At 57.0% G+C, this 23,096-nt stretch carries 16 protein-coding genes and 1 tRNA gene; 8 read left to right on the forward strand and 9 right to left on the reverse strand.

The window, feature by feature from the left end:
* Positions 1-1,366: hypothetical protein (locus VGE80_RS20860; protein WP_440593989.1), on the forward strand; the 1,366-nt coding region annotated here is incomplete at its 5' end.
* A gap of 114 nt (positions 1,367-1,480) precedes the next feature.
* On the opposite strand, the gene coaD is transcribed toward VGE80_RS20860, so the two are convergent.
* Positions 1,481-1,999 (reverse strand): pantetheine-phosphate adenylyltransferase, encoded by a 519-nt coding sequence (gene coaD, locus VGE80_RS20865; RefSeq protein ID WP_373650552.1) that lies wholly within the window; start codon positions 1,997-1,999, stop codon positions 1,481-1,483.
* Positions 2,000-2,072: 73 nt separating this feature from the next.
* Positions 2,073-3,533: an MATE family efflux transporter gene (locus tag VGE80_RS20870; RefSeq protein WP_373650553.1), complete on the reverse strand. Its 1,461-nt coding sequence runs from the start codon at positions 3,531-3,533 to the stop codon at positions 2,073-2,075.
* 483 nt (positions 3,534-4,016) lie between these two features.
* Here VGE80_RS20870 and VGE80_RS20875 point away from each other — a divergent pair, with 483 nt between their 5' ends.
* The 3 genes from VGE80_RS20875 to VGE80_RS20885 are packed head-to-tail and all read left to right on the forward strand — an operon-like array spanning position 4,017 to position 8,012.
* Positions 4,017-5,549 carry an SGNH/GDSL hydrolase family protein gene (locus VGE80_RS20875; RefSeq protein WP_440593990.1) on the forward strand — a complete coding sequence of 511 codons (1,533 nt, stop codon included), beginning with the start codon at positions 4,017-4,019 and terminating at the stop codon, positions 5,547-5,549.
* On the forward strand, positions 5,546-7,375 hold the full coding sequence (locus VGE80_RS20880; protein ID WP_440593991.1) for a carbamoyltransferase family protein: 1,830 nt from the start codon (positions 5,546-5,548) through the stop codon (positions 7,373-7,375). Before VGE80_RS20875 ends, VGE80_RS20880 begins: the two co-directional genes overlap by 4 nt.
* The gene (locus VGE80_RS20885) at positions 7,341-8,012 is read left to right on the forward strand and encodes a DUF5989 family protein (protein WP_440593992.1); all 672 of its coding nucleotides are present in this window, start codon (positions 7,341-7,343) and stop codon (positions 8,010-8,012) included. Before VGE80_RS20880 ends, VGE80_RS20885 begins: the two co-directional genes overlap by 35 nt.
* A gap of 83 nt (positions 8,013-8,095) precedes the next feature.
* Here the strand turns inward: VGE80_RS20885 and VGE80_RS20890 are convergent, their stop codons facing one another.
* Both VGE80_RS20890 and hisA read right to left on the reverse strand, forming a co-directional pair.
* On the reverse strand, positions 8,096-9,586 hold the full coding sequence (locus VGE80_RS20890) for an APC family permease (protein WP_373650557.1): 1,491 nt from the start codon (positions 9,584-9,586) through the stop codon (positions 8,096-8,098).
* A gap of 13 nt (positions 9,587-9,599) precedes the next feature.
* Complete coding sequence (gene hisA / locus VGE80_RS20895; protein ID WP_373650558.1) at positions 9,600-10,337, reverse strand: 1-(5-phosphoribosyl)-5-[(5-phosphoribosylamino)methylideneamino]imidazole-4-carboxamide isomerase; 738 nt, start codon at positions 10,335-10,337, stop codon at positions 9,600-9,602.
* Between the two features lie 393 nt (positions 10,338-10,730).
* On the opposite strand from hisA, the gene VGE80_RS20900 reads away from it, so the two are divergent.
* Positions 10,731-11,894: a 3-oxoacyl-ACP synthase III gene (locus VGE80_RS20900; RefSeq protein WP_397571314.1), complete on the forward strand. Its 1,164-nt coding sequence runs from the start codon at positions 10,731-10,733 to the stop codon at positions 11,892-11,894.
* A gap of 14 nt (positions 11,895-11,908) precedes the next feature.
* Here VGE80_RS20900 and lexA read toward each other — a convergent pair whose 3' ends face one another.
* Positions 11,909-12,499 (reverse strand): transcriptional repressor LexA, encoded by a 591-nt coding sequence (gene lexA / locus VGE80_RS20905; RefSeq protein ID WP_397571313.1) that lies wholly within the window; start codon positions 12,497-12,499, stop codon positions 11,909-11,911.
* A gap of 1,415 nt (positions 12,500-13,914) precedes the next feature.
* On the opposite strand from lexA, the gene tkt reads away from it, so the two are divergent.
* The gene (gene tkt, locus VGE80_RS20910; RefSeq protein ID WP_397571312.1) at positions 13,915-15,954 is read left to right on the forward strand and encodes a transketolase; all 2,040 of its coding nucleotides are present in this window, start codon (positions 13,915-13,917) and stop codon (positions 15,952-15,954) included.
* Positions 15,955-16,285: 331 nt separating this feature from the next.
* Here the strand turns inward: tkt and VGE80_RS20915 are convergent, their stop codons facing one another.
* Both VGE80_RS20915 and VGE80_RS20920 read right to left on the reverse strand, forming a co-directional pair.
* On the reverse strand, positions 16,286-16,594 hold the full coding sequence (locus tag VGE80_RS20915; protein ID WP_397571311.1) for a DUF167 domain-containing protein: 309 nt from the start codon (positions 16,592-16,594) through the stop codon (positions 16,286-16,288).
* A 119-nt stretch (positions 16,595-16,713) separates the two neighbouring features.
* The gene (locus VGE80_RS20920) at positions 16,714-16,953 is read right to left on the reverse strand and encodes a small basic protein (protein ID WP_373650563.1); all 240 of its coding nucleotides are present in this window, start codon (positions 16,951-16,953) and stop codon (positions 16,714-16,716) included.
* 258 nt (positions 16,954-17,211) lie between these two features.
* Here VGE80_RS20920 and VGE80_RS20925 point away from each other — a divergent pair.
* Positions 17,212-17,282: transfer RNA gene (locus VGE80_RS20925), tRNA-Gln, on the forward strand.
* 925 nt (positions 17,283-18,207) lie between these two features.
* A complete protein-coding gene (locus VGE80_RS20930; protein ID WP_397571310.1) occupies positions 18,208-19,167 on the forward strand; it encodes a DUF1571 domain-containing protein in 960 nt (319 codons plus the stop codon).
* A 170-nt stretch (positions 19,168-19,337) separates the two neighbouring features.
* Here VGE80_RS20930 and aroE read toward each other — a convergent pair whose 3' ends face one another.
* Positions 19,338-20,816 (reverse strand): shikimate dehydrogenase, encoded by a 1,479-nt coding sequence (gene aroE, locus VGE80_RS20935; protein WP_373650589.1) that lies wholly within the window; start codon positions 20,814-20,816, stop codon positions 19,338-19,340.
* Between the two features lie 105 nt (positions 20,817-20,921).
* Positions 20,922-22,958 carry a DNA mismatch repair endonuclease MutL gene (gene mutL / locus VGE80_RS20940; RefSeq protein WP_440593993.1) on the reverse strand — a complete coding sequence of 679 codons (2,037 nt, stop codon included), beginning with the start codon at positions 22,956-22,958 and terminating at the stop codon, positions 20,922-20,924.
* Positions 22,959-23,096 lie beyond the last annotated feature (138 nt).

The raw sequence follows: 23,096 nt of genomic DNA on the forward strand, positions 1-23,096 counted from the left end.
GGGACTGGTCGTCTTTAACTTGCAGGGACTGTCAGATCCTCAGGATCCTGCATTCCTGCAGCGCGTCAAACGTTATGCGGGATTCTACCTGAATGAGGATCCCGGCGCGCCGAACTACGATGCAGACCACAAGATCATTCGCAGTATGTTCAACGGCAGTCGAGGTCCGTTGCTGAGAAAAACGACCGGGCTCGACTGGGCTGGTGATCCGATTGAAGTTGAGAACCGCTTCCGGCCTAAACATGGTGAGTCGACGTATGCTCAAATGCTCGAGCATTTCAAAGACTACAACGACACCGTGGGGGATCATCCGCAAAATCTGAAAGCGACGACACTGGCGCTGAATGCCTATCTGGTGACACAAGATCGGAAGTACCGGGAGTGGTTACTGGAATATGTCGATGCCTGGCATGACCGGATGAAAGAGAATGGTGATCTGATCCCGACAAACGTGGGGCTGGATGGCAGGATCGGCAGTGACGCGGGGGGACACTGGTGGGGCGGGGTCTATGGTTGGGGATTCACTGTTTATGATCCTGCATCAAAGACAATGGCCAGTCGTAATCAGCATCATGCCGGGCTGCAGGGCTTTCTGAATGCCTACCTGCTGACGGGAGATGATCGCTATCTCGAGCGATGGAGAAGGCAGATCGATGCCGTGAACCGGAACGCCAAGGTCGAAGCCGGAGTCACGCTGTACCCCCGCATGTACGGTCCAGACGGCTGGTATGACTATGTTCCCGAAAAGTATTCGGCAGGCGCCTACGAGATCGCTTACCTTTCGATGAAAGAGCAGGATCTGGCACGCGTTTCCGATCATGCCTGGTTTCGGTTTCTGAACGGCACGAATCCGGACTATCCGCAGCAGGCATTGCTGGCGGACCTGACCCGGATCCGCAATCAGGTCGACGGCATTCGCAATGACCCGACCACACCGGATACCCGTCTGGCTGATGATCCTCTGCCGTTGAATCCCGCCAGTGTGAATTCGCTGGTGGAACTCATGCTGGGTGGTCTTCCGCCAGGCCGAAGCGGTTCGGCGCTGTTCTGCCGTTTACGGTATTTTGATCCCGAGAAACGCCGGGCGGGCCTTCCGGACGGTGTGGCGGCATTGGTCGATGAGATGTCGGACAGCCACGTCACTGTGACACTGGTGAACGTTGATCAGCAGTTTTCCCGGGATGTGACCGTTCAGGCGGGTGCGTACGCCGAACATCATTTTGAGTCCGTAACGAACGGCTCGAAGGTAGAGAAAGTGGATCGCTCCAGCTTTACAGTTCAGCTTGCCCCGGGGGCGGGAGCTAAGTTGAGGATTCAAATGAAATGTTTTTCAAATCCCCCGCGCATGTCATTTCCGTGGAGGTGACGATCCTCACCGAATTGAGTGACCGGATCGTAGAAGATGTCGAATAAGGGGCTGGCGTCGGACGGTCACTAACGGTCACGGACACATGGACGATGGCAGAGTCTCGTCTCTGAGCTATTCGGGACGCTGGTACTTCTTCAAAATGGGTTCGACGACTTCCGAAGGAAGAAATTCGGCCAGCTTGCCCCTCACGCTGCCTGTTGCCAACTGAGCGACCTGTTTGATCAATGTGCTCGAGACGTGAGTTAAGTGCTCGCTGGCCATGAGAAACAGCGTGTCGATATCGGGTTCAATCGCCCGGTTAGCGAGTGTAAACGTGAACTCGGTTTCAATGTCGGACAGCGATCGAATACCGCGAAGCAGCACGCGAGCCCCGCATTGGCGGACGAATTCGACGGTCAGCCCTTCGAAGCAACGGACCTGGACGTTCTTGAGTGGTTTCAGGACTTCCAGAGCCATCGAAAGGCGTTCATCCGGTGTGAACAGCGGATGCTTCTCGGGGTTAATCCCGATTCCGACCGTCAGTTTTTCAAAGATTGAGGCACCGCGGCGAATGATGTCGACGTGACCCAGCGTCAGGGGGTCGAAGCTGCCGACATAAACCGCGTGCTGCGAGCTCAATCCCGTTGACATGATCACAAACTCCTGCAGAAATCGCCAGTGGGCCATGGAATCTGGCTGATCCTGCCGCACGGACGCTGAGGTTTTAAATGTGGTCGAGTTGCCGACGGGGTTCGACCGTGGCGACAGGCTCGCTGTGTTCGACCGGAGCGTGATCCATAATCGACATTGTCATCCACCGGCCGTTAACAAACCGGGCCAGGAACACAAACCCGAGCGTGATGACGTAAACGGAACACCAGACCCAGCTCAAAATCAGGCTTTTTCCATAGAACTCCCAGGTCAGGTAGGTCGGAATGACCAGCAGGCCCCAGGCACAAACACACGTGACGATCATTGAGAAGACAGTATCACCCGCTGCACGGATAGCGGACCCAAAGATAATTGCCATCGCGTCGAAGAACGAGTAAAGAGCGACAAACCGTAGGAGCACGATCACAACGTCCTTGGTGGCAGAAAAGTCATCCCCATCTGCGTAAAGGGCGTACGGGACCAGCAGAACCTGAGGAAACACGACGTAAATAAAGCCGCATAACAGCATGATCCCACCGCCGAACACAAAGCCCTTCCAGGTAGTTGCTTTGGCCAGTTCCGGTCGACCTTCCCCGATCCGCTGACCCACCAGAGTGGAGACAGCAATCCCGACGCCGATCACTGGAGTGAATGCAAGGGTGTTCAGATTGAAGGCAATATTGGTCGCGGCCAGTTCATGTGGCCCGATCAGGCCGATGATCATGATGAATGCCGTGAAGCCCGCCACATCAAGGAACATTTGCAGTCCACTGGGTCCCCCAAACCGAAAGAGGTCCTTCATCAGCGTCCAGTCAAAGCGACGGTGGCGGGAGAACTGGTACGGTCCGTGGACAGAGTAATAGTACATCAGAGCTGCATAACAGAGCGTTGCATAGAGGTTCGCCAGGTTTGTGGCGGTCGCCGCACCCGCGATGCCCATTTCGGGAAATGGTCCACGGCCGAAGATCATGGCCCAGTCGAGTCCCGCGTTGACAAACACCGAAGACGCATTGACCGCCAGTACGACCGTCGTCTGTCCTCGCCCGCTGAAAAAACAGGAAAGAGCCGCAGGCAGAAGCGCAGCGAGTCCACCGGTACACAGATAGCGGAAATAAGTGGCTTCAAGTGGCCACACCGTTTCGGAATGCCCCACCCAATTGAAAAACGAGTCTGACCAGAGGGCAGGCAGAAACAGCAGCAAGCCGCAGAACGTCGCGAAATAGATTCCTTGCCAGACCGAAGCGGAAACGCGATCCGGCCTTCTTGCTCCGTCGTACTGTGCGACGAACGCGTTCAGGTACGAGATGATCCCGAACGGCAGGCTCAGGCACGACCAGAACAGAATCCCCGCAGGAAGTGCCGCAGCGACGGTATCCTTCGAATACCAGGTCAGATAAATACGATCTACGACGTGCATCATCGACTGTGTGCTGGCACTGAGGACCATCGGCAGCGCAACGGCAATCAGTTCTCGATAGCTGCCGGGAACCCACTTCAGGGGGCGTTCGTCGAAGGATTCGGTTGCCGAAGACACTATGAAAACCTAACTCGAGTTTGCGGCGGGAAAAAGGGGACTGGGGAGTATGTATTGAACCGATTTTAACGGCAAGTGGATGTGAAAAGATCCTGCTTCGCAGCACTCTGTCGAGCGAGTGATCCACTCAATGTAACTCGATGCACGTCACTGGTTAGGCGATCGATCAGATGTTTCATCACTAATCAGTGACATACCCGTCCAACTCCGCGTCACTCATCACAGAACTTCATTGAAGAGAATGTGCCCCCACGCCAAGGGCGACGAGAGAGTCCGACACAGGAGCCGAGAAACGGGTTCGGAATTTTATCCCCCTGATTGTTCCAAAGTGTTCTCGCGGTGAGGCGTAGCCCGTGTTGTGGAGTCAAGCCGCTGCTCGCCTCAAGGCTTTCGCCGCTCTGCCGAAGCCAGTATCCTCGCAGGCCTTAGTCGAGCAACGAATCTTCTGGTATTTGAGGATCCCTTTCGCAAATGCGGGCGTGGATGAGTTTCCGATGGCGACGGAAAACCTGGCGAGTTGCTCCGTGGGTTTCGTTGCGCGCGGCAGGGATCTCGTTGCTGATCGTGGTCGCGACTGCACTCGTGTTCGATCACTGGATCCTGGCTCGGCTGGAGAAGCGCGGCCTGATCGCATCTGATGACTGGAAACGCCATAACCAGATCGTCATCGCAAATCACGAGAAAAAAGACCGTCAGATCGCCTACGAGCGACCAAAACCAGACGGGCCCTGCGGTGTCCGGTCCTGGCTGGGACACCCGGTTGAAAAACAGGGCCGCACTCAACATCGCCTGCTGGTGATGGGAGATTCATTCGTCTGGGGCTCTCCGTACCTGACGCTGAATCATCTGTGGTGGCGGCAACTGGCGATCGAACTCAAGCGTCGCGGATACCACGACGTGGAAGTCATCGCGGCCGGATGTTCAGGAATGTCGACGCGTGATGAACTAGAGCTGGCTCGCAGAGTCGTCCCTGATTTCCACCCTGATCTGATTCTGTGGGGGTTCGTCACGAACGATCCGGATGAACGCCTGGTTAAACAGATTCACACCAGCCAGCTCGCGCCGCCGATTCCGGGACGAATTCAAAAGGTGCTCGAGCGATTCATTCCCCGTCTCTGGGAACTGTTCAAATCCCGTCGTGCTGACAAGTTGGCCAAAAGTTATGTGGGACCGGAGTATGGGTACTCGTACGACGACTGGCTGAACCGCATCCATGAAGGGGAAAATTTTGAACGCTATCAGCAGACCGTTGCTGATGTCGGCCGTTTTATGAACGAGTCTCAAACACCTGCTCTTTTCGTGACACTCCCCGAAGCGCCCATCCGATCACGATTCGCGTTCTCGTACGACAAAGTGGTCGCTTTGTGGGAAGCGGCCGGCGTTCCTGTGCTTAATTCTCTCGACACGTTCGTCCAGCAATTTCCCGATGCCGAGTCGACCGGGCCCAATTCCCTGGTGTGGGGAATCAATCCCGCCGACGGACACCCCGGTCCGCGAACGACAGCATTTCTCGCTCGGCAGACGGCCGATCGGCTCGAGCGGGACTTTCCGCAGGTACTCGGCCCACGCACCTTGGAGCCGCCCCGACTGACGATCAACGACTGGTTGCCTTACGATCTTGACGTGAGCCCGCTTGTCGAAGCGGGGCTGTGGGAACTGGACTATCCTCGCACGGAAAAATTCCTGCCGACGATGCCGCTCGGGATTCCGACGACGCTGATGGCGCTGGAACTGCCGCAATCCCTCGATGCAATCAGGCTCAGTTCATCCGGCTTGAGGTCGGCTCAGATCTGGATCTCGACGTGTGATCCGGATGAGGGTTACGACACGGGTGAATGGCACGATCTGGGGACCGCGAAGGGAACGGAGCTCAACTGGGTGATTCCCGATGGGCTGGCCCGACGTGACGTCGCGGTGATTCTGCTGAAGGCTGACGTCTCTTCCGATGATCGCCGGTTGCGACTGATGTTAGTCCCTGCTCAACCTTCCTCTTCTCGATCGGAAGGTGAGAAATGACGTCGATCCTGGGGATTTCCGCTTATTACCATGATTCGGCCGCGGCACTCGTAATCGACGGCAATATCGTGGGAGCGGCACAGGAAGAGCGATTTACGCGGGTGAAGGGGGACTCGTCGTTTCCTCATCACGCCGTGGGATGGTGCCTGCATTTCGCGGGTCTGTCGATCGAAGATGTTGATCACATCGTGTTCTATGAGCGGCCGCTCGTTCATTTCGAACGTCTGATGATGTCATCCCTGTTTACTGCCCCTCGAGGACTGCGCAGTTTCATCCACATTCTGCCCGACTGGCTCACCCGCAAACTGTGGCTTGAAAAAGAAATTGCGAAGGAACTGGGGATCGACCGGAAGATCGACTTCGTTGATCATCATCGCTCGCATGCGGCCAGTGCTTTTTATCCCTCTCCCTTTTCGCAGGCTGCGATTCTGACGGTGGATGGTGTCGGGGAGTGGTCGACAGCCACGTGGGGAGTCGGGACCGGGAACGAGATCGAACTGAAGCAGGAACTTCGCTTCCCCAATTCCCTGGGGCTGCTTTACTCGGCCTTCACGTACTACTGTGGCTTCAAGATCAATAGCGGCGAGTACAAATTGATGGGGCTGGCTCCGTATGGCCGGCCACTCTATGCGGAACGTATCCTTCAGCATGTTGTCCATCTGATGGATGATGGCACCATGCTGCTCAATCAGGATTACTTCGGATACGCCACCGGACTGGTTTCGACAACGGCCAGGTTTCACCAGTTATTCGAAGGGCCACCTCGTCAGCCCGAGACACGGATCACTCAGCGGGAAATGGATCTGGCCGCCAGTATTCAAGTGGTGATAAACGAGGCCCTGCTGCGTATGGGACGATTTATCCATTACAAGACTGGCATGAACCAGCTTGTGTTGGCGGGGGGCGTGGCACTGAACTGTGTCGCGACCGGGCACTTGTCGACCGCTGGTCCCTTTGACCAGATCTGGACTCAGCCCGCCGCAGGGGACGCGGGGGGAGCACTTGGTGCCGCTCTCAGTTTCTGGCATCGGGACTTAAATCAACCGCGACTGACAGCCAAACCTGATGGCATGCATGGAGCTTTTCTCGGACCGGATATCCCTCCGGAATCGCCTGTTGATGATGCCGTGCTTGAGGCGATGGGGGCGGTGTGGGACGCGCTGGACGAGTCCGAGTTGCAGACGCGGATCGCAACGGATATCGCGGCGGGGAAAGTCGTTGCCGTCGCGCGAGGGCGAATGGAGTTTGGGCCGCGGGCTCTGGGGGCCCGCTCCATTCTGGGTGACGCGCGATCCGACTCCATGCAGACGCGGATGAATCTGAAAGTGAAATTTCGAGAGTCATTCCGGCCGTTTGCTCCGATGGTGCTCGCCGAAGATGCCGACCGGTATTTCGATTGCCGCCAGGAAAGCCCTTACATGCTGCTCGTCTACCCTGTGACGCAGTCGCAGCGTAAAGAAGTTTCTGACGAGAAGCTGTTCGGCATCGACCTGCTGAAGCAGTCACGCTCGCAGATTCCCGCAATTACGCATGTGGATTACTCGGCTCGATTGCAGACGATCGACGCCGCGCGAAATCCGTTCGTGTATGGCGTGCTGAGCTCGTTCAAGCAGCAGACGGGATGTAGTGTGATTGTAAACACGTCATTCAATGTCCGTGGCGAACCCATTGTGAACACGGCCGAGGACGCCTATCGTTGTTTCATGGCGACGGAAATTGACACCCTGATTGTCGGTAATCGTTATCTGGAACGGACCCGTCAACCCTCCCCTCCCCTGGATGAGACCGCTCGTGCCCAATGGCTACAACGCTTCGAACTCGACTGAGTTCCAGGCATCATTCAGCGCCTTTCCGTATCTCCGTCAACTTTCCGAGCGACGTGAGCGGGACGAGATCCGCCAATTGACCAGCTTTGGACTCACGATCGGGTGGCTGTTTTTTCTGCTGGGTGGCTTCTGCTGGTTCTGTGTGGTCAGTCCGCTCGATGGCTTCTGGCACGGTTTGATGCTGAGCGGCCTGGCTCTGATGGGGTTCGGGACCCTGTTGCCGCAGGCCCTTTACTGGCCTCATCGGATCTGGATGTCACTGGCCCATTTTCAGGGGCGGCTGGTCATGACGCTGCTGCTGACGGTGTTTTACTTTTTGCTCATCTCGCCGTTGGGCTGGTGGGAGCGTCTTCGACACGGGAATGTGAATCCATTCTACTCCTGGACGACCGAACCTCCTCCGGTCACATCCGCCTGGCAGGACCTGCCTGTCGAGGAGCTGCGGGAATCGTCCGGATCCTATCGCCGTCTGAAGTCGCGGCCGCTGATCTCGCTCTTCGCCGAGACGTTCTCATTCTTTGCACGACGAGGCCACTACCTGCTGCTGCCCATTCTGGTACTGCTGCTCGTACTGGGACTGGTGCTGTTCTTCGTGCAGTCGTCGGCACTGGCCCCGTTCATTTACACCATAGGCTGACGGCGGATGAGAACGGGCCTGCTCCGTTCAGATGTGCAGATCGAACACTGGTCCGGCATTGCGCACGCTGACTCTGCGGTGGGTTACTCTGTGGCGGTGTCCGTTTTTGATTTTGGAATCAGGGCGTAATAGACGATGCCGGCGGCGATCAGAGCAAGCACCCAGATGAGCTTGTCCCACTGCTCGATCAGTGTTCCGATCAGGGCGAGAAGATAAGTGGCGATCAACAGCCCTGGAGTGATGGGGTATCCCCAGGTCCGATAGGGACGAGGTTCGGCAGGACGCTGGACTCGCAGGATGTAGACCGCTCCCACGGCAAGACTGTAGAAGATCAGGCCGGCACAGATGACGGCATCGGTGATCAGGTCAAAGACTTCCTTTGGGTTGGGGCTGGTCGCATAAAAGGCGATGATCATCAGCGACGTCCAGATCCCTTGTATCAGAATTGAGTTCGCGGGGGTGTGATATCGAGGATGGACTTGCTGGATGTAGTTCGGGACCAGACCATCGCGAGAGGCGGCGAAATAGATTCTCGGGCCAGCGATCAGATTGGAATTGGCGGCTCCGAAGGTTGAGCAGCAAACGCCCAGTGCGGCGAACTTACTTCCCCATTCCCCGAACAGCACTCGAAAGACATCGGAGGCAAGTGTCGTGCTGTTGGCGACGGCGGACATCGACAGCACGAGATGGTAGCTCAGGTTGGCTCCTGCATAGACCAGGACGACCGTCAATATTCCGATCCCCAGAGCTCGGGGGACGTTCTTTTGCGGCTCACGGATCTCCTCGGCAACCGGTGCGATATTGATCCAGCCGTCGTAGGGCCAGAACACAGCGATCAGGGCCACACCAAAGGCTGCCAGGAATGTCCGCGATGTCGGTCCGGACTGTGATGCGGAATCGGCGGTCTCAGCGACGGCGACATCCGTTTCAGGTGCGATGGTCGTTTCGGGGGAGGAGACCCAAAGCGGCGAAAGATGTTCCAGGTTCATCTTTCCCATGAGCAGGGGGAGTCCGATCAGCAGGGCCAGAAAAACAAGCTTGGCAGCGGTGGCGACGTTTTGAACGGCGGCTCCCCACCGGGTGCTGAAGATGTTGATAGCCGTTAGACCGGTGATGATGATCAGCGATGCAGCGAACTGCCCGTAATGACCCAGCGGATAAGAGGTCGCCCCGGATGGACGCAGAAATTCGTCCAGATAAATTGCTGTCGCACAAACGAGTGCCCCGACAGAACCGGTTCGGATCACCCAGAACTCGGTCCAGCCCCAAAGAAAGGCGGGAAGTTGCCCGTAGGCTTCACGCAGGTAGAGATACGGTCCGCCTGCCTGGGGATACATTGCTGCCAGTTCTGCCAGAGCCAGCGAACCGCACAGCGTGATCAAGCCCACGAAGACCCAGACGCCAATGATGGGCAAGTATCCCCAGGCCATGAGTGCCTGATCGACTTTGCCCACCTTCAAGAAAATCCCTGAACCAATAATCGAACCGATGACAAGTGCCGTGGAGTCGACCAGTCCCAGTACTCGAGGAAGAGTCTTGGGAGCGACCCGATGCGGAGTTTCCGGATTCGACATAGATTCATGGTTCCTAGGTGGCAATACGGACAGCTTCAGCGACGTCGATTGTCCCTTCGTAGATTGCGCGTCCGACGATCGCGCCAATCAAGCGAGGGTGCTTACGGGAAAGCGCAGTCAGTTTTTCGATATCCGCCAGCGTGGTGACACCCCCCGATGCGATCACGGGGAATCCGAGTTCCGTCAGTCGGATCATCTCATCAATGGTGGCATCATCAACACCTTGCATCATTCCATCATTGGCAATGTTGGTGTAGATCACTGCGGCCAGTTCCAGATCGGAGAACTGTCGTGCCAGTTCCATCGCAGACGTCTGCGACACATCCAGCCATCCCGCTGTCGCGACCATGCCGTTGCGGGCATCCAGTCCCAGTGCAATCCGGCCGGGGAATAACCGGGTCATATCGCGAAACCAGTCGGGTTCCTTGAGTGCCTGAGTGCCGATGATGACCCGATCGATCCCCACTTCGCTCAGCATGAAGCGAATGGTGGACTCGTCACGCAGACCTCCGCCGAGTTCGCAGGGAATTTTGACGGCCCGGACGATCGCCTTGATGGCATCGACATTGACGGGCTTGCCTGCCTTGGCGCCATCGAGATCGACAAGGTGCAGTCGGGTTCCTCCCTGTCGTTCCCAATGTCGAGCCATTTCAGCCGGATCATTGCCGTAGACAGTCTCCTGGGCATAGTCACCCTGTCGCAGCCGCACACAGCAGCCGCCTCGCAGATCGATTGCAGGCAGAATTTCCATAACTGTTTCGGTGCAACGGTTGGTCGAAAATGACGGCACATTCGATCGACCGTTGCCAGATTCCTTGTTGTTCTCACCACGGGCTGACCGCGAGGAATGAGATGTTTACAGATTTTCACGTACCACAGTTTCCGCCAGAATGACTTCGGGGAGTACTGCAACAGGTCAGGATGATAGCAGTCCCGATTCGGTGCCACGATGGAAAGTGGCTGATTTTCAAAATCAGAAAAAATTCTGGTGGTGACCAGGCTGCAAGAGCCCTGTTTTTCAGGGGTTTGCAGCCACGAATACGGTAGAATCAGGTGAAATGCGATGGACGCACACTGTCTGTCGGATAAAGTGGTGTTCGTCCTTGTGCTTTACGGAATCCAGATAGGGACCGATTTTAGTCCTATGAAATATTCTCGAGTCTACATTGATGCGATCGGCTACGAACTGGCACCGGTGATCGTCACCTCAACGGAAATTGAGCAGCGTCTCGAGCCTTTGTATGAAAAGCTGAAGATTCCCAAGGGGCAGCTCGAAGCCTGGACCGGGATTCATGAGCGACGCTGGTGGCCGGAAGGGCATCGACTGAGCGACGGAGCAACGGAGGCGGCCCGCAGGGCACTTGAGAATTCCAATGTCGCCGCGCGGGATATCGGCGTGCTGATCTACGCCGGGGTCTGTCGTGAACAGTTTGAACCCGCGACCGCCTGTAGCGTTGCTGCTAACCTGACGATCAGCCCGGATGCCTCGGTCTTTGATGTCAGCAACGCCTGTCTGGGGGTACTCAACGGAATGGTTGATATCGCCAACCGCATTGAGCTTGGGCAGATTCGTGCCGGGATGGTGGTGTCGTGCGAGACTGCACGGGAGATCATCGACTATTCGATCCAGCGATTGCTTGAAGAGATGTCGATGGATTCCTTCACCAAGTCCCTCGCGACCCTGACGGGCGGATCTGGGGCGGTGGCGGTACTGCTGACGGATGGGTCGTTCTCGCGTGAACAGTCCCATCGGCTGCTGGGGGGCGTGACAAAAGCGGCACCCGAGCATCACGCTCTTTGCCGCTGGGGATTCGAATCACTGCTCCCTGCGGCCGTGAACAAAGTCGATGCGATATTGCCCTCGGTCGTCACGCATACGAAATTCGGAAACCTGCTGCCCAACCTGGTCCAGCAGAAGGTCAGCGGCCTGTTACCCGCGAAACTGTCTCACGCGTTCACTCAGTTTATGCAGACCGATTCGATCAGCGTACTGAAGCACGGCGTCGACCTGGGAATGAACACATGGCGTTCATTCCTGTCCAAAATCGGTTTCTCGCCTGACGAAATCGACAAGGTCATCTGCCATCAGGTTGGCAAGGGGCATCGCGAACAGGTTCTGGGGGCCCTCGGCATCGCCCATGACAAGGACTTCAACACCTTCCCCTATCTGGGGAATATTGGCACAGTGTCGCTTCCACTGACTGCGGCGATTGCCGATGAGCGAGGATTTCTCGTTCGCGGGGACCGGGTCGGATTTCTCGGTATCGGCAGCGGACTCAATTGCCTGATGCTGGCAATTGAGTGGTGACTTGCCGGGCGTGATCAGTACTGACGGATCACGCCAACCACGATACCAATGACCACAACGCGGTCGACGAACTGGGGATTTCCGGTCTTGCGAACCGATTCCAGTCGGACGCGGTGGATTTCCTGGTAGAGACGGCGAACGCCGATCGTTCCATCTTCGTAGGCGATCACGGCCAGGTCACCGTCACGGAACGACGGCTGCTTGTGAACGACCAGGGTGTCCCCTTCGGCGATCTGGTCATCGTTGAGGCTGGAACCACGGACTCGCAGGCAACACAGTTCGGGGGATGTGAACAGTCCGCTGAAGTCGAGGCGATCGTCGGGGTTGGCGGCAGGGAATGGCTCGCCCACCGTAATCTGGCCCAGGAAGGGGAGCACCGTCTGCAGCTGAGGGGGATTCGACAACTGAATCGCCCGTGACATGTGTGCTTCGCGGGAGATGAGCCCCTTCTTCTCCAGTGCCTTCAGGTGACACATCACTCCGTTCGGCGACTTGATGCCAAATTTGTGACCAATTTCGCGAACGGTGGGACCGTAACCGCGGGTCACAATTTTGTCGCGCAAGAAGTCGTAAATCTCTTGCTGTCGGAGTGTGAGAGAATGCATAGGATTCAATGTGTTCATCGAGATCGCCCTTAATTAACAAATACGGTGAACCCGACCATCAACCGAGACAGAGCTGACACAGATGACTGTTGCGTTTTCCGGCGCATGTCATCACGGGATGCCCTTCGCGGGCTCTCCCAGGAAACTCTTCTACCAAGTGCGCTCATCAGATCCTGATACCGCGAAAGTTGGCATGATGTTCGGGCAGTACACCTGCCAAGCAATTGACGTTCCAGAAAGCGGAGGTGCGGTTCGCAAACCCGAATCCGTCTTTCGACCACGTCGAAATGACAAATCGACAATCAATTCCAGTGTATATGTTCCCCCTCCATTTCTTTCGACTCTGGCCTGTCTAGTTGTCGCAAATTCAGATCGGCTTCAGGTTGGCTATGCACGGTTGCGCGAATAAGTCTACTTTTCAGGGGGTTGGAGGCCGTTCAATGTCGATCGTTCTGGCGATCGGTGAGACGATATATAAAAAAAGACTTTTGTTTTTGACGCAATTTGACGTTGCGACTCAGGGTGCCCCGTTTCGTCGAATGTGGCTACAGTCGGAATGACAGAGCTTCGAGCGACCCTCCCGGCCCCCTTGTTTTGTCACTTCCCGATGGTCTTCAGCTCATCTCTGAACAGCCCGGACGAATTGTTCATCGGATGTTGAGTCGCGTCCGATGTCGCCCGAAAGAGGGGAAGCCTGTCGCACCGTCAGCCCTTCCAAAGGTTCCACGCCGGCTACTCTCAGCAGGGTATTGCAAGTCATTTCAGCTGGTAACGGGCGGCAACGCGTGTACGTCGTGATGCTTCTTCCTGTCGACTTGTGGGTCGTGAAGGGGGCTTACGCGTCGGCGTCCGGGGGCTCTGGTCATCAAGGTCTGCTCCCGAAACCAAAAGTGTGTCGAGATTGATCAGCCCGCAGGCGATCTTTCTTTAAATGCTGTCTGAGACGTTAGTAAGGGCATGTTTCGGAAAATGTTTCTTAACTTTGAAAATTTCTAAAGGGCTCGAATTTGTCGCTGGGTTTCGTCCTCGAGGAGTGAAACGCGTGTTCAAAACCGTGGAAAACTTACACCCCTTTGGGAAACAAATTTTCCACACATGGACACGAGTTGGTGGGCAATCGCTCAGTAGCCATGGAAGCGTTTTGAGTGTCCCGACCTGTGGGGAAGGGGCTGAAAAGGTTGTCACCCATAAGTGATTTACAATTGATCATTTTCCTGTTTCGCACGTCCGAAGTGTGGGGGATTGCTCTTCCCTATATCGTTTGTCACAATTCTGCCTCTTTCGGGGAACGGGGACCGTGAAATGCGGCCGTGTTGCCTCGTCTTGCTGTATTCCGGTCGTAGTCCGGTGCGGCCTCCAATTTGCCACATTTCAGACGCCCCGCGGGGTGAACTTAGACTGCAAAGAGCTATTCCATGACTGAATCGAAACCGGCTTGCACAAAAAACCTGGATCTTCTTTGTGTCAATGCACTCCGTTTTCTGGCCGTAGATATGGTCCAGAAAGCCAACTCGGGGCATCCCGGCCTTCCTCTGGGGGCCGCATCAATGGCCTACGCCCTCTGGGATCGGTCGCTGAAGCAGAATCCCGCGGATCCACAATGGCCGGATCGTGACCGGTTTATCCTGTCTGCAGGGCATGGGTCGGCACTTCTTTATGCCCTGCTGCATGTCAACGGGTTTGATTTGTCGATCGACGAACTGAAACGATTCCGTCAGTGGGAAAGCAAGACCCCCGGGCATCCTGAGTATCACCTGACTCCCGGAGTGGAAGCGACAACCGGCCCGCTCGGTCAGGGTTTTGCGAATGCGGTGGGGATGGCCATCGCCGAGGCCTCGCTGGCCGCTCAGTTCAATCGTCCTGGTCATACGATCGTGGATCACTACACGTACGTGCTGGCCAGTGACGGCGATCTTCAGGAAGGAATTTCGTCAGAAGCAGGGTCAGCGGCCGGCCATCTCAAGTTGGGCAAGTTGATCGTGTTGTACGATGACAACGAGATCACCATTGAAGGAAGTACGGATATCGCCTTCACCGAAGACCGCATGGGTCGATTCGCCGCCTTTGGCTGGCACGTTCAGAAGGTCGAGGACGGTAATGATCTCGACGCCATCTCGGCGGCCTTGCAGAAGGCCCGCGAAGTGACCGACAAACCGTCGCTCATTCAAGTCCGAACACAGATTGGATTCGGCAGCCCGAATAAGCAGGGGACGGCAGGGGTCCACGGTGAGCCTCTCGGTGCTGAAGAAGTGCGTCTGACAAAAGAGGCGTTGGGCTGGCCAGTTGAGCCTGCCTTCCATGTTCCCGCAGAAGCGGCCAACCACTTCCGGGAAACGGCCAAGCGAGGTGCCGCCGCTCAGGAAGAGTGGAACGCCCGCTTCAAAGAATACGCGAAGGCTTTCCCGGAGTTGGCGGCCGAGTATCAGCGAGTCCTGGCAGGGGAGCTTCCCAAGTCGTGGGAAACCAAGCTGCCGACATTCTCGCCTGCTGATGGCCAGATCGCCACCCGCGTGGCGTCCGGTAAGACGATTGCCGCAATCGGCGCTGCGGTGCCTGAGCTGATCGGTGGTTCCGCGGACCTCGCACCCAGTACGCATACCTATCGCAAGGGGGGCGGAGAATTCGAGCCCGGCAACTTCGCGGGCAAGAATATGCACTTCGGGATTCGTGAGCACGGCATGGGGGCCATTTTGAATGGTATGGCCCTGCATAAGGGGATGATTCCCTACGGTGGGACATTCCTTGTCTTCAGCGACTACATGCGGCCACCCATTCGTCTGGCGGCCCTGAATGGTCTGCGCGTGATCTATGTCTTCACGCACGACAGTATCGCCATGGGCGAAGATGGGCCGACTCACCAGCCCGTCGAGCAGCTTGTGGGTCTGCGTTCGATTCCCGGGCTGGTTGTTCTGCGACCGGCTGACGCGAACGAAACGGTCGCTGCCTGGCGTGTTGCTGTTGAAAAGAAGGATGGTCCAGTCGCGTTGATTCTCACTCGGCAGGGGCTCCCTATTCTCGACCTGGGCAAGTATCCGAAACTCACTTCCGGAGTCGGGCAGGGGGCTTACGTCCTCTCCGAGACCGCGTCGTCCGCAAAGCCGGACCTGATTCTGGTTGCAACCGGATCGGAAGTTCACCTTGCCCTTGAAAGCCAGGCGCGGCTCGCGAGTGAAGGGGTTCAGGCTCGCGTGGTGAGTATGCCGAGCACGGACCTGTTTGCTCAGCAGTCGGCGGAATACAAAGAGTCGGTCTTGCCGACCGGGGTTCCGCTGCTGGCGATCGAAGCGGGTGGCACTCTCGGCTGGAATTCCTATGTCGGTCCACAGATCGAGGTGATTGGGCTCAACTCGTTTGGGGCCTCTGCACCCGGGGGAGAAATTCTCCGCCGCTTCGGTTTCACTGTGGACAATGTTTGTGAAAAAGCGCGCGGCGTGATCGCCGGGGCGAAGGCGTAACCGACAGTGGAAACGCGAGGGGGGCTGCTCAGTCAGCCCCCTTTTTTTATGCGCGCGATCTTTCGCTGGCTGCCCGAAGTCGGCAATGAATTCAATCCCGACCGTTACGGTGCGGGCGTGTAGAGGGGAGCTCATTCTCAGGCAGTGCGGCTCGTGTCCGATCACTCGCTGGGATGTCAGGCCGCCGGTGAGAGGGGGCGGTGCAATCTCCTCGCTCGAACCAGGACTTGAACTCCCTGGCTCGATGAATGATCAGGGGTCTGACGTGAGGGTTGGGCACCGGCGGGGCTGAGGAAGGCAATGCCCCTGAGGTCGTAGCGCTGGCGGTCGCTTACTCGGGAAGGCTGCTGAGAAGTCTGGTGATCTGCGACTTCAGTTCCTGAGGGTCGATGTCGCTGACCAGAAATTTTTTCAGCGCGGAGGTGGGGCCGCTGACTAATTGAATCTGGCTTTTCCGGATTCCGAGTGAGTCGGCGAGGACCTTGGTGATTGCCGCGTTGGCTTTCCCTTTTTCAGGGGCCTGGCTGACCGCCACTTTCAGTGCCCCATCGTGAACACCCGTGATTCCGTTTCGGCGTGCGCCCGGGTGTGCTTTTACGGGAATAATGACGCCGTGCTCAGAGGGGGCCAGTTCGATCAAATGAAGCCTCGCGCGCTACAAACGAACTCAGACGGTCAGCAAAAATTTACTGACCGTCTGAGAAGTTGCTTCAGATTTTCGTGGAGACGAAGTGGCATCGCGAGAAGCAGTCGGGAAGACTACTTCTTCTTGGCGGCCTTCTTCTTGTCGTCCTTCTTTCCATCGCCTTCGGCGGCTTTCTTCTTCTTTTTCTTGCCGACAACCAGGCGAACGACGCGCAGTTTTGGAAGACCGAATGGGCTCGTTCCGTCCGCCCAGCGTTCATCGGTTTGCATTTGAGTGATACGTTCGTCGCGGGACAACACACTGCGAAGGCGAGCCAGACGCCCCTTCCGCTTCAAACTCTTGTCGATAGTCACAGCAAATTACTCCCGCCACACTGGCGATCTAAATTGAGCATACGATGCTTGAATACCCGGATGAAAGCACGCTCGACCCTGGACAGGGAGCCGCCATACGGGGGACACATCGTAGTAGGATGCCACTCGGGTTTCAAGGCGCGTTTAAGCCGAAATGTCGGCCGGGGGGATTATTGAAACAATCCGGCAGGCAAGTCAGTTTCCACACACACCTCCCCTTGCCACTCCCCCGATCGATTCGATAGATTACCGCCTCCTTACCCGATAGTGTAACGGTAGCACAACAGATTTTGGTTCTGTTTGTCCAGGTTCGAATCCTGGTCGGGTAATCTCTTTAAGTTGCTTCTCTTACGCGGCTTACAATCTTCGATCCGCGGTCGCCGGTTGAGATCACCTGATCTTCTGGTGCTGCTGATTGGTTCGCTTGAGCAACCTGTCTCAGCTTTTGTCTTTACTTCTTCTGACCGTCAACGCTGGTCCGATTTTTTACTTCGTCTACCCCCCCTTCCGCGTGTGATTTAATCTCGTTCCGGAAGCGTTCACCGGTCGCTGATATTGAGACAGGAAAATGAAGTCCGGCGGTCTTTGCCGTTTCTTTTCTGTCTGGGGCGTTGGCGAAAGGGGACGGCCTCTCACGACGATGTCTGGCCACGGCAATGTCCCGCGTTCCTACGCCAGCCCGTCTCGCGCCTGACAGCCGAAGCGTCCCGGAATGGGGTGCGGGTCTCTGACGCGTGCCTGTAGAGAGGCGTAGCGCGCGGCTCTCGGGCAGCGGGAGGCCGTTCTCTCCCTTACGTCTGTCCTCGAAGTGCTGTCATCGGGCTGCGGGCTCAGCTCAACATTCGGTTGCCGGTTTCCAGCGAACCCAGCCCGATCATCGCAGCCGATTGTAACTCATTGTCGGTACGTACCCGTCCACGCCTGTTTTTCCTTATCGGAAATACCGACGGTTGTCGGAATCGGTTGTCGCAATCGCAGGAGGCCGGCAGAATACGATTGCAGTCGAGGGACGATGTTGTCGTTCTGCATCAACGCGGCAGGCGTCACCTTTCCGGCAGCGGGATCACCATCGCTCGTTACGGAATGAGTCAGGTCGATGTCGGTTTCTTTTCTGAAATTGGCGAAATACGGCTCGGCAATCCCTTGTCTTCACTGCACAATAGGAATGGGGCTAACCTTGTGTGAATGGATGCTGTCCACCAGTGACGAATGGAGTGAACGTCTGGTGTTGCGGGATTTGGGGGAGCGAATTCAATGAGTTATGTGAGCGGATACGCCATGCGGCTTGTTGGTTGCCTGGCCCTGGGAGCGGGCGGACTGTACGTCTTCGGATCGATTCTTCCTCTCCCATTGACGTCGCATCCCATCGTCGCAAGGAAGCCGCTTCTGCCTGCGATTGAGCAGGATCTGTCGTCCGCTGCACCGGCGGATGTGGCACAGGATGGTGGTGGCGACGGCACTGCATCGCCGATCCTAGCGGAGGAGTCGGCCGAGTCCTCCGCGACGTCAACGCTTCGCCGGAAGATTGAACTTCTGGATCGAGGTCTGGCCTGGCTGCAGCAACTGAAGGACTACACCGTGACGCTTCAAAAGCAGGAAGTCGTCAACGGAGTGTTGCTGGACGAACAGACGATCTCGATCAAATGCCGGCACAATCCCTTCAGTGTTTACCTGGCCTGGCATAGTGGATTCGCTGGCCGCGAAGTGATCTACGTTCAGGGGCAGAACAGCGGCAACATGGTGGTTCACGAGGGGGGCTGGAAATCACGTATTCCCGCGCTGTCGCTCCCCACCGACGGACTTCTGGCCATGCGCGACGCTCGTTATCCCGTCACCATGGCGGGACTCATGGGACTGATCGAGATCATGCGCGGCGTGCATGCGAATGATCTCGCCAGTGCAAACTATGTCTCCTGCGAAGTCGACGAACATCGGCAATTTGACGGGCGTCCCTGCTCGATGTTCACCACGCGCTACCAATCGCGTATCGGGTCCCCCGTCTATCGTAAATCAATTACGCTCATCGATCACGAATGGAGTGTACCGCTGCATTCGCGCCACTTCGAATGGTTGAACTCGGGTGCAGTCATGGATGAAGAGCAGTTGGACGAAGCGACGTTGATCGAGTGCTACTCTTTCACCGGATTGAATATCGACTGCGGCCTGACTGATTTCGATTTCGACCGTACGAACCCCGAGTACCAGTTCCGCTGAACGGCGGCAGAAGCAAAACCAGCTATCGGTCAGACAAGCGCCCTTGCGGCGCTGTCTGAGCGGTGGAAATCATACCGAAACGGGCTTGCTCATCCCGCTCCCCACTCTGGTCGATCGCGGGTCGATCGCGCGAGAAGCGTCGGAATGATCCGATCGAGGATGCTACCGAACTATGCACGCGCCGCAGAGATGCCGCGTCGCAGCGTTTCCCGCAGTTCGTCCAGTGAAGCGGGCTGGCCTGTAAAAAGTTCGAACTGGGCCGCAGCCTGGCGAACGAACATTTCCACTCCTGTGACGACGGTGCAGCCGCGGGCCTTGGCCTGTTTCACGAGCAGGGTGTTTTCAGGAGTGTAGATCGTGTCGAACACGATCATGCCGTCACGCATCCAGTGATCAAAAAAGGGTGTTTCATCCAAATTGGGAAACATCCCGACGGGGGTGCAATTGATCAGAATGTCCGCGTATTCGGCCCCGCGATTTTCCCACGTGACATGACGGCAATTGAGTTCCCCGGCCAGGACCTTTGCTCGTGATGCAGTCCGGTTGCAAACCACAAGTGCGCCCCCAGCCTTGACGATCCCCATTCCGATGGCGCGTGCGGCACCGCCGGATCCGAGCATGAGGACGCGTTTTCCCTCGAGCGTTTCACCCGGTCGCAGAGCGAGCTTCACGCTCTCGAGTGCGGCTGTGTAGTCGGTGTTGGACGAGACCCATTGCTGGTCCTTACCGCGGTACAGCGTGTTGACGGCACCGATCTGCTGGACGAATTCTTCGCACTTGGGAAACTTGGCCAGCACTGCTTCTTTATGAGGAATCGTGACGCTGAGGCCGCGGAAGTCGAGGGCATCCAGGTCCGCCAGTCCTTGAGTGAGCTGGTCGCGGGCAATCCGGATGGGGACATAGACGCCGTTGAAGCCGATTTTCCGCATCATACGGTTATGCAGCAGGGGGCTCAGACTGTGCCCGATCGGGTCGCCGATCACGCCGAACAACTGCGTCTGCGCGTTGATCGATTCGTAGAAGTACGTCTCCTGCATGTCCTGGAAAGAGAGCTGACCCGGGGCAATTTCACGATCGGGGCTGAATGCCGCGTACGAGAAGGGGGCGCCCAGCTTTGCACAAACAACGCGACTCCAGACGCCGAACTCACCCATACAGAACGCGACCGTCGGAACCTTGGCGTTCTTCACCAGTTTTAGCACGCGAGCACAATCGCTGGGGGAACTGGCGAGAGTGACCAGCTTGATGATGTCGGGATTCATCTCGGCCATGTTGGCCCAGATTTCCTCCACATTTTCGGGAGTTCCCTTGAAATCGTGATGGCTGACGATTCGCTTGGTCTTGCCGTATCGCGGGATGGACTTGGCAATATCGTCTTCCAGATCGACATAGTCCGCGCCCGAGATGATGGCGGTTCGAAGCAGCAACTGCCGTTCTTCTTCGGTCCCTCGCCACTTTCCGCCGTCCTGGGCTCGCCGGCAGGTGAGGACCACCGGTGTCGGTCGATCTTTCAGCAGGCGAGGAATATCGGGTTGCCGCGAAAGCCAGTCGACACGCAGTTCGACGAGCTTAGCACCTCGTTCGGACAGGGCTTGATGTTCAGCCTGCATCATTCGATGTCGCGTGCGGGCGATGGACACACAAATCATTTCAGGTGCAATTCCAATTTCTTCGGGCGGTCGTCAGCGGGTGAACCCTGCGAGCCCGTCTCCGCATCAGCTTCCACGGGGGAACTGTTGGGTAACGGCGACGCCCTATCCAAGTCGTCCAAACTGGCGATCCAGTTCCATGCGGCTGAGCGACAGCGCCGTCGGTCGCCCATGGGGGCAATGGTGTGCGTCGTCAACCAGATGTCGCTGCATCAACAAACTATCAATCTCTTCCTGTGACAGTCGCTGTCCCGCCTTCACGGCTGCTTTACAGGACATCATGTGCAACAGTTCGTCGAGAATATCGCGTCGCGCCGAGGATTGCACCCCGGCTGATCCTCCGTCCTCCAGCTTCGCGATCATCTCACGAATCAATTCCTGCAAGTCGAGCTTTCTCAGCATTGCGGGATAACTGGTGACGATCAAGGTCCCATTTCCGAAATCTTCCAGTCCCAGTCCCGCCCGCTGCAGTGATTCATTCTGTTCCAGCAGAAGTGCCGCCTCACGCGGCGTCACTTCGACCGGCTGTGGGACGAGCAGTCGCTGAGATTCGACGGCACCGGCGAGAACTCGTGTCCGCAGGTGTTCGTACATGATTCGTTCGTGCAGAGCATGCTGATCGATCACCGTGACTCCTTCGGGAGTTTCCACGATGAGATAACAGTCGTGTACCTGCATCGCACGATGAGCCGAAGCGTAAGGAAGGGACTTGATCGTCTCCCTCACCGCCTCGATCGCCGCACTTTGTCCCATCGCGGCAGGTACCTCCTCAGAGATCGACCGAAACTCGGGTTCTGTTTCGTCCGATCCCGCAAGCGGCAACGTGTGCTGCGGGTCCACTGCATGGGCGACGGCGACGGTCTCAGCGGAGTCGAAAAGATTTCCCGTGCGAGATCCTTCGGATGTGCGTCCAATCATCCAGGGCTCGGCCAGCGCAGGTGCCCCCGGTGAAGCATACGTGGTCGACGCAAACCCGGTTGCTGCCGCTGCCGTGCTGCTGTCACCCGGGACGATTTTTTCTGCCAGCCAACTGGAAATCTGCTCGGTCAGCTCGCGCTGCTCCGTTCGAGCCCGCGGTTCCGGCTGTGTAAATCCGGAGAGTAATCCTCCGTTAGACCCCGTTGTGGCAGGAAGCCTTAGCTGGCTCTGCAGATCCATGCTCAAGAATTTGGACCGCACCATCGACAGGAGTTGTCGAAATAACTGCTGACTGTCCTGAAACCGAACTTCGACTTTCGTCGGGTGAACGTTGACATCGACCCGGTCGGGGGGAAGCTCGATATACAGAAACGCGACCGGTTGACGTCCCACCATCAACAGACCCCGGTAGGCCTCGGTCAGGGCATGCAGCAGTGAACGGTCAGTGATCCAGCGGCCGTTGAGAAAAATGTACTGGTGTTTGCGTGACGACTTCGACTGATTCGGGTGACCGACATAGCCCCACATCCGTACGCCAGACTGCGTCGACTCGACGGAAATCAGATCGTCAGTGATTTCTCCACCGAAAAAGAGCCGGAGACGATCGATCGGGCGGTCCGAGGCGGGAAGTTCCGCGACGAGCTTATCGTTGTGACGCAGCACCATGTGCAGGCGAGGGTTGGCCAGGGCGACACGCGTGAACTGTTCATGGATGTGACCGAACTCGGTCGACATCGTTTTGAGAAACTTGCGTCGAACGGGCGTGTTCTCGAACAGGTTTCGAATTTCGATTTGCGTTCCCAGGGGGCACCCGCACGGCTTGGGAGGAACGATATCACCCAGGTTAACGGTCAGTTCCATCCCATGTGTCTGGTCCGCCTGGCGCGACCGGATACGCAGCCGACTCACCTCGGCGACGGAGGCGAGGGCTTCTCCCCGGAACCCCATGGTCTGCACGCCGAACAGGTCGTCAGCCTGACGAATTTTGCTGGTCGCATGTGAGGCGACTGCCAGCAGCAGGTCATCGGGGTGGATTCCTTCTCCGTCATCCACAATCCGGATCAGTTCACTGCCGCCGGCCACGATATCGACTTCGATCCGGGTTGAGAGCGCATCAACACTGTTCTCCAGCAGTTCTTTGACCACGCTGGCCGGTCGTTCAATGACTTCTCCGGCGGCGATCTTATTGATTACGCTCGTCGAGAGTTGCTGAATCCGAGACATCAAAAACCGATCCGTGGAACAAAGCGGAAAAGCGGCCCGAGGGCTTTGGGGAATGCGGTTTAATCACCCTGCGTCACGATGCCAGGAAGAGACCCGTCAGGCAGCGAGGACCGTTCCTCGTTCCGTCACCCTTCCCGA

The organism is Schlesneria sp., assembly GCF_036405755.1.
Lineage (GTDB): Bacteria > Planctomycetota > Planctomycetia > Planctomycetales > Planctomycetaceae > Schlesneria > Schlesneria sphaerica.